The sequence below is a fragment of the Mycobacterium sp. 4D054 genome, assembly GCF_052245755.1.
Classification (GTDB): domain Bacteria; phylum Actinomycetota; class Actinomycetes; order Mycobacteriales; family Mycobacteriaceae; genus Mycobacterium.
Genome location: NZ_JBQQCF010000033.1, coordinates 59,713 through 66,931, shown reverse-complemented (window position 1 = coordinate 66,931; position 7,219 = coordinate 59,713). Strand labels below are relative to the sequence as shown.

Here is a 7,219-nt window from a genome sequence, read left to right as displayed (position 1 = left end):
GGGTACAGCGGCAAGGTATCCAGCACCTGCCGCACACAGCGCTCCCTGACGTTCGGGTCGATCTTCTTCGGCATGGTTTGCATCCTTCCAACTCAGAAAGATGCGGCATCAAACCTGGGGCGCTTCACAAACCTCAAAAGCCTGTGCCGTTTTCACCACCTGCTGAAAACATTCTGGATCGGCGCCACCGGCTGGCGCGACCGACAACACCCCGACGGCACCATCATCTGGACCGCACCCACCGGCCACACCTACACCACCCACCCCGGCAGCCGGCTGCTCTACCCCATCCTGTGTCGGCCCACCGGCACGCTGTGGACCGGCGACCCACCCCAACCCACCCCCAACGCCCACCGCGGCACCATGATGCCCCGACGGCGAAACACCCGCGCCCACAACCGAACCCGAGCCATCACCGCCGAACGCACACACAACCGCCGACTACGCAAATCACAAAGCCCACCCCACCGCACAGACCACCAGCCACCTAGCACTACGCCCTGGGCATCACCCACCCAATGGCACGAACCCGACTACGGCGACGACCCACCACCGTTCTGACCAAGTCGACCCGAATCCATCAGCAAGTGGTCGGATACATCACCGACCATCTCCACGTCGACGGTGCGGCCGGTGAAGTACCAGCCGTCCGCATCGCGAGCGAAGGTGTCGGCGTACCTCCCGACCACAATGGGCTGCAACACAACCGAGTCGGTGCGCTGGACGACACAGAACGTCGAGCGCCCCGTGGCCGTGTCACCGTCGATGTCGACGATCGGGTTGAGCACCAGGTGCCGGGTGCGCGGGGTGTTGCCGTGTTCGGGGAACCGGCGGGTGGTCGCGACGAACAGGCCGGCGATGGCATCGGCGCCGGCGACCCCCATGAAGTGGCCCCGCCCGAGTAGCGCTCCGACACCGTCGAAGTCACCGGCGTCGACCAACTCCGCATAGCGGTACAGCAGTTCGGTGATCGCAAGCTTGTCAGCCGCACTCACGCGACCTGCCCCTGCACCACCGGCAATCCCGGATCGCTGGCGGCATCGAGCGGCGACGGTGGCGCCCCGGCCGCGATCAAATGCGCCGCGAACGACGCGATCATCGCCCCGTTGTCGGTGCACAACCTCGGCCGCGGAATCCGCAGCGTCATCCCGGCCTCTTCGCACCGCTGCGACGCCAACTCGCGCAGCCGCGAGTTCGCCGCCACTCCCCCAGCGATCAACAGCGTCGACACTCCGAGGTCTTTCGCCGCGCGCACCGCTTTGGCGGTCAGCACGTCGGCAACGGCCTCTTGGAACCCGGCCGCGATATCGGCCTGCGAAGACTCCGGATGACGCTCCACATACCGCGCCACCGCGGTTTTGAGACCCGAGAAGCTGAACGCGTACGGGTCGTCCCGCGGTCCTGTCATGCCCCGCGGGAAGGTGATCGCGGCCGGATCGCCCTCGCGGGCAAGCTCATCGAGCACCCGCCCACCCGGGTATCCCAGACCGAGCAGCCGGGCGATCTTGTCGTACGCCTCGCCCGCGGCATCGTCGACCGTGGAACCCAGCTCGATGATCGGCTCCCCCAGCGACCGCACGTGCAGCAGATTCGTATGCCCGCCCGACACCAACAGACCGATGCTCTCCGGCAGCGGGCCGTGGTCGTACACGTCGGCGGCCAGGTGCCCGCCCAGGTGATTCACCGCGTAGAACGGCACCTGCCACGCCGCCGCGTACGCCTTGGCCGCAGCGACACCGACCAGCAGCGCCCCTGCCAGACCCGGGCCGATGGTCGCCGCCACGACGTCGGGTCTGCTCACCCCGGCCGCCGCCAGCGCCCGCCGCATCGTCGGCCCCAGCGCCTCCAGATGCGCGCGGGACGCGATCTCCGGAACCACCCCGCCGAACCGGGCGTGCTCGTCGACGCTGGAGGCCACCTCGTCGGCCAGCAGCGTCACCGTCCCGTCGTCGCCGAGTTCAGCGATACCGACACCGGTCTCGTCGCAGGAACTCTCGATGGCCAGAATGATCATCGCCGCTCCCTTTTCATCGTGTAGGCGTCTGCACCACTGACCCGGTAGTAGCGCTTGCGCACCCCGATCTTGACGAATCCTTCGCTCTCGTACAGCGCGATCGCCGCGTCGTTGTCGGTACGGACTTCGAGGAAGATCGTTCCGCCTTCGGCATGTTCGATCAGCCGGGTGACCATGTTCCGGCCGATGCCCTGACCCTGATACGCCGGGTCGACACCCACGGTGTGAATCTCGTACTCATACGGCTTGAACCGGCCCAGCCGGGCGATCCCGGCATATCCGACCACCTTGTCGTCCACCCGAGCTGCGACGTAGTAGTTGTGCTTGGCGGCCAGCTCCGCCAGGAAGGTGCGCTCGGGCCACGGGTCGTCGCCGTCGAACAGTTGCGCCTCCAATTCGGCACACCGCATGGCGTCACCCGGGGTCAGCAGGCCGTACTCGACGTTCACCGCACCACCGCCCGCGACGGCTTGGCATCGGGCCTGCGCAGGTACAGCGGCACCAGCGGTTCCGGATCGGACACCCAATCCGTCACCGCCGCAACGAGTCCCGCTGCGGTGGGATAGACCGGAGCGAGCCGCGGAAGGTCGAACAGCTCGACATGCTCCGGTGACCCGGCCACCGCCTCGGCACCTGGAGGTACGTCCACCGCCGCATTCACCGCCGGTCCGTCGACCCGTCGGCCGTCCCGGTAACGCGCCCAGTACACCTCGCGACGCCTGGCGTCGGTGACCACCAGGACATCTCCGGCCGTTCCCACCGCGATCGCGTCCAGGCTGCACACTCCGCGCACCGGGACGCCGAGCGCATGCCCGAACGCCGCCGCTGTCGCCATCCCGACCCTCAGCCCGGTGAACGGGCCGGGCCCGCAGCCCACCACCACGGCGTCGAGTTGGTCTACGGTGATCCCCGCACGACTGAGCGCCTCAACAGTATTGGGGGTCAGACGTTCGGCGTGCGCGCGGTTATCGACCGTGACCTGCTCGGCGAGCACCTGCACCGCGTCACCGTTCATCCGCACCACGCCCGCAGTCACGGCAGGGGTAGCCGTGTCGATGGCCAGGACCAGCCTGCTCACGGCCTGCTCCACTGCCAGATCGCGGTGCGCGCATCGGTGTCGGGGGCGCGCTCCAGCCGGATGTCGAGGTGGCTGTCCGACAGCCGTTCGGCCAGCCCCTCACCCCACTCGACCACTACGACGGCGTCGTCGAGATCGGTGTCGAGGTCCAGCGAGTCCAATTCGGCGAGCAGGTCCACCGACTCCTGGTCGAGCAGCCGGTACAGGTCGACGTGCACCATCGCCGGCGCTCCTTCCCGGCGGGGCCGGTGCACCCGAGCCAGTACGAAGGTCGGCGAGATCACCGGGCCCTCCACATCCAGGGCCTGCGCGATGCCCTTGGCCAGCACCGTCTTTCCGGCGCCCAAGGGGCCGGACAGCACCACCACGTCACCGGCATGCAGCCCACGGCCCAGCCTGGCGCCCAGCGCCATCGTCTCCTCGACGTTGAGCAACTCCATGTTGCCCGAACGATCATCCATCAGACCGCATCCGCTCCTTCACCCGCCGGGTCAACGCCACCAGCTTCGACGGCGTGGCCCGTTCCACCAGCCGTACCAACGCCTCGTTGATGACTTCCGGGCGCTCCAGCTGAACCAAATGCCCTGCGCCGCCTACGATCACAAGTTCCGATCGCTGCAACTTGTGCGCCATCTCCCTGGAGTACTCGACCGGTGTGAGCAGATCCCGGTCGCCACAGGCGATCAACGTCTGCACCTTGTTCAACGTCTGCAGGGCGGCCGTCTCGTCGTGCACCTCGAGCGCGTGCAGGAACTCCACCAGTGTGGTGATCGAAGTGTCGTGCATCATCCGCTCGGAGAACGACACCACACTCGGGCTGATCTTCTCGTCGCCGTACGACGCGGCCCGCAGAATCGGACCGATCACCGAGCGTGCGGCTCCGCGGCTGCGGTGCATCAGCTTCGGCGCGTACCTCGCCGCGAACCGCACCGCCTCCAACGCCGGGTTCTTCAGGATCTCACCGACCGGGGAGCGTGAAACACCTTCGGCAGCAGAGGAAATCAACGCCACGCCGACCACGCGAGTGGGATAGCGCTGCGGATACTGCCGGGCGTGTGAGAGGACCGTCATGCCGCCCATCGAATGCCCCACCAGCACCACGGGACCCTTCGGCGCCATCACCGCCAGCACGCTCTCCAGATCCTGGCCGAGCTGCTCGACGGTGTAGGTGTCCGGCGGCGCCTCACCGGACCGGCCGTGGCCGCGCTGATCGTAGAACACCATCCGGACCTGGGGTCCCCATAGCTCGCTCAGGCGAGCCCGCTGGAAATGGAACGATCCCATCCGCAGGCAGAAGCCGTGCGCGAACACCACGGTCAGCGGCGCGTCCACCGGCCCCACTTCGCGGACCGTCAGCGGGACGCCGTCAGGGGTCGTCACCACACAGCCCCGGTCGGCGTCGAGAAGCTCGAAATCCTCGTCACGGTGCGGGTCCTCGTCGGTCACCCGGCGGCGCAGCGACTGCGCCACCGACACACCCGCGGCGGAGCCGACGGCGGCCATCCCCGCCGCCCCGGCCAGCCAGCCCGCGCCGCGAATCATTGCAGACCACCGCGGTAGGACCGTACGAACCGTCCTCGCGGGCTCGTCACCACCTCGTAATTGATGGTGCCCAGCAGTTCGGCCCAGTCCTGCGCCGTCGGCTCGCCGTCGGTGCCCGGGCCGAACAGAATCGCGTCGTCCCCCTCGGCGACCGGCACCGGACCGGGCCCCAGATCCACCACGAACTGGTCCATGCAGATCCGTCCCACGTTCGGATACCGGCGGCCGTTGATCGACACCTCGAAGCGGTTGCTCAGCGCGCGGTACACCCCGTCGGCATAGCCGGCCGGGATCAACGCCAGCGTGGTGTCCACCGGCGCGGTCCAGGTGTGCCCGTAGGACACGGCGTCGCCCGCACGCACCTGCCGCAGCTTCGCCACCGGGCAGCGCACCGTCATCGCCGGCCGCAAGCCCATGTCGCCCCGCTCGGGTATCGGCATCTGCCCGTACACCGCGATCCCGGGCCGCACCATGTCGAATGCCAGGTCCGGACGGGTCAGCGCGGCAGGCGAATTCGCCAGGTGCACCACCTCGTAGGTGACTCCGCTGGACCGCGCCGTCACGGCCATGTCGGTCAGTCGGCGCGCCTGGACATCGTTGAAGGGGTGCTCCGGCGTGTCACCGTGGGCCAGATGCGACATCAGCCCGCGCACCCGCACCGCGCCATCGCTGCGCGCCCGGCGCAGGGTGTCGACGACCGCCGGATACTCGGCCTCGCTCACTCCGTTGCGGCACAGCCCGGTGTCGGCCTTGACGGACACGTTCGCGGTAACCCCGGTGCGCGCGGCGGCATCGAGGACGTCGCCGAGCTGGCGCTGCGACGACACGGCCACGTCGACGTCGGCCAGCAGCGCCGGCGCGAAATCGGTGCCCGGCGGGTGCAGCCAGGACAGCACCCGGGCGGTGACGCCGTCAGCGCGCAGCGCCAGCGCCTCGGCCAGCGTCGCGACCCCGAGCTCGGCGGCCCCGGCCGCCAGCGCGGCACGCGCCACACGGGTGGCGCCGTGACCGTAGCCGTCGGCCTTCACGACGGCCATCACCGCAGCGGAACCTGCATGTTCGCGCAGCACAGCGACGTTGTGGGCGATCGCATCGAGGTCGACGGACGCGGTGGGCACTGCCCGGGGGATGTTCATGGTCATGGTCACCGCCTGCGATTGTCCCAGGCGGGCGTTCAGTGGGCGAAATGCTCCTCGTCGGCGAAGCCGCCGACGCCCACCTTGTCGAGCTTGCCGAGCACCTCGACCAGGTCGTCGCGCAGCGCCCGGGCCAGGTTCGCCGAGAAGCCCTCCCGCACCACGATCCGCAGCACCGCGACGTCGGTGGCCTTGTCGGGCATCGTGTAGGCCGGAACCTGCCAGCCGTAACCGCGGAGCAGCGACGAGATGTCGAAGACCGTGTATCGGGTGCCTTCCACCAGCTTGAACGCCACCACCGGAATCGCCGAGCCGTCCGAGATCACCTCGAAGACCGCTAAGTTGTCCGGCCCGGTCATCGCGGCCAGCTCATGGGCCAGCCACTGCGCGGTCTCGGACAGCGTCCTCATCACCGTGACGTAGCCCTCACGCCCCAGCCGCAGGAAGTTGTAGTACTGGCCGACCACCTGGTTGCCAGGCCGGGAGAAGTTCAGCGTGAACGTCGGCATGTCGCCGCCGAGGTAGTTGACCCGGAACACCAGGTCTTCGGGCAGGTGGTCGGCGTTGCGCCAGACCACGAAGCCGATGCCGGGATACGTCAGGCCGTACTTGTGGCCGCTGACATTGATCGACACGACTCTGGGCAGGCGGAAGTCCCACACCACGTCGGGGTGCAGGAACGGCACCACGAAACCGCCGCTGGCCGCGTCCACGTGCACCGGCACGTCGGGGCCGCCGCCGCCGGCCAGCTTGTCCAGCGCCGCGCAGATCTCACCGACCGGCTCCAGCTCCCCGGTGAACGTGGTGCCCAGGATCGCGACCACTCCGATGGTGTCCTCATCGACGGCGTCGACCACCTGCTCGGGAGTGATCACGTAGCGTCCCTCCTCCATCGGCAGATAGCGAGCCTCGACGTCGAAGTAGCGGCAGAACTTCTCCCACACCACCTGCACGTTGGAGCCCATCACCAGATTCGGGGTGCGCCCCTTCCAGCCGTCGCCGTTCGCGCCGGCGAACTTGTCGCGCCACCGCCACTTCATCGCCAGGCCGGCCAACATCACCGCCTCGCTGGATCCGATGGTCGACACCCCGACCGCCGTCGACGGGTCGTCGTCGCGCAGGTTCTCGGCGTGGAACAGGTCGGCGACCATGCACACGCAGCGCTGCTCGATCGCGGCGGTGACCGGGTACTCGTCCTTGTCGATCATGTTCTTGTCGAACGTCTCCGACATCAGCCGGCCCGCTTCGGGATCCATCCAGGTGGTGACGAACGTCGCGAGGTTGAGGCGGGAACTACCGTCGAGCATGAGCTCGTCGTGGATGTAGCGGTAGGTCAGCTCGGGTTCCATCGACTCGTCGGGCAGGCGAAGCGCCGGGATGGGGTTGGTGGACATCCGTCCGGTGTAGGCGGGGGTCAGCGACGAGTGACGGGATACGTTGGGCATGGGC

Annotated in this window: 8 protein-coding genes and 1 pseudogene; 1 reads left to right on the top strand and 8 read right to left on the bottom strand. The window is 68.4% G+C overall.

The genetic code is table 11. The features are described from left to right. Window positions 1–561: pseudogene (locus ACTWP6_RS21485) on the top strand (hypothetical protein); the annotation flags it as partial. Here ACTWP6_RS21485 and ACTWP6_RS21480 read toward each other — a convergent pair. Genes ACTWP6_RS21480 through ACTWP6_RS21445 form a run of 8 tightly spaced genes read right to left on the bottom strand, consistent with a single transcriptional unit; the run spans window position 534 to window position 7,215 of the window. Continuing rightward, entirely contained in the window at window positions 534–995 is a 462-nt protein-coding gene (locus ACTWP6_RS21480; RefSeq protein ID WP_260757471.1) for a nuclear transport factor 2 family protein, read from the bottom strand. The pseudogene ACTWP6_RS21485 and the gene ACTWP6_RS21480 overlap by 28 nt on opposite strands. Beyond that, the gene (gene tsaD, locus ACTWP6_RS21475; protein WP_443188709.1) at window positions 992–2,014 is read right to left on the bottom strand and encodes a tRNA (adenosine(37)-N6)-threonylcarbamoyltransferase complex transferase subunit TsaD; all 1,023 of its coding nucleotides are present in this window, start codon (window positions 2,012–2,014) and stop codon (window positions 992–994) included. Before tsaD ends, ACTWP6_RS21480 begins: the two co-directional genes overlap by 4 nt. Next, window positions 2,011–2,463 carry a ribosomal protein S18-alanine N-acetyltransferase gene (gene rimI, locus ACTWP6_RS21470; RefSeq protein WP_260757469.1) on the bottom strand — a complete coding sequence of 151 codons (453 nt, stop codon included), beginning with the start codon at window positions 2,461–2,463 and terminating at the stop codon, window positions 2,011–2,013. Before rimI ends, tsaD begins: the two co-directional genes overlap by 4 nt. After that, complete coding sequence (tsaB, locus tag ACTWP6_RS21465; RefSeq protein WP_443188708.1) at window positions 2,460–3,092, bottom strand: tRNA (adenosine(37)-N6)-threonylcarbamoyltransferase complex dimerization subunit type 1 TsaB; 633 nt, start codon at window positions 3,090–3,092, stop codon at window positions 2,460–2,462. Before tsaB ends, rimI begins: the two co-directional genes overlap by 4 nt. After that, entirely contained in the window at window positions 3,089–3,553 is a 465-nt protein-coding gene (gene tsaE, locus ACTWP6_RS21460) for a tRNA (adenosine(37)-N6)-threonylcarbamoyltransferase complex ATPase subunit type 1 TsaE (protein ID WP_260757467.1), read from the bottom strand. Before tsaE ends, tsaB begins: the two co-directional genes overlap by 4 nt. Next, a complete protein-coding gene (locus ACTWP6_RS21455) occupies window positions 3,546–4,634 on the bottom strand; it encodes an alpha/beta fold hydrolase (protein ID WP_260757466.1) in 1,089 nt (362 codons plus the stop codon). The genes tsaE and ACTWP6_RS21455 overlap by 8 nt, the downstream gene beginning before the upstream one ends. Next, window positions 4,631–5,776, bottom strand: a complete 1,146-nt coding sequence (alr, locus tag ACTWP6_RS21450) for an alanine racemase (RefSeq protein ID WP_260757965.1) — start codon at window positions 5,774–5,776, stop codon at window positions 4,631–4,633. Before alr ends, ACTWP6_RS21455 begins: the two co-directional genes overlap by 4 nt. A gap of 32 nt (window positions 5,777–5,808) precedes the next feature. After that, on the bottom strand, window positions 5,809–7,215 hold the full coding sequence (locus ACTWP6_RS21445) for a glutamate decarboxylase (RefSeq protein ID WP_260757465.1): 1,407 nt from the start codon (window positions 7,213–7,215) through the stop codon (window positions 5,809–5,811). Window positions 7,216–7,219: the final 4 nt, after the last annotated feature.

Bases quoted from the DNA above. Each gene is read 5' to 3' on its own strand.
- tsaD (WP_443188709.1), bottom strand. From the start codon at position 2,014: ATGATCATTCTGGCCATCGAGAGTTCCTGCGACGAGACCGGTGTCGGT.
- alr (WP_260757965.1), bottom strand. From the start codon at position 5,776: ATGACCATGAACATCCCCCGGGCAGTGCCCACCGCGTCCGTCGACCTC.
- ACTWP6_RS21455 (WP_260757466.1), bottom strand. From the start codon at position 4,634: ATGATTCGCGGCGCGGGCTGGCTGGCCGGGGCGGCGGGGATGGCCGCC.
- tsaE (WP_260757467.1), bottom strand. From the start codon at position 3,553: ATGGATGATCGTTCGGGCAACATGGAGTTGCTCAACGTCGAGGAGACG.
- ACTWP6_RS21445 (WP_260757465.1), bottom strand. From the start codon at position 7,215: ATGCCCAACGTATCCCGTCACTCGTCGCTGACCCCCGCCTACACCGGA.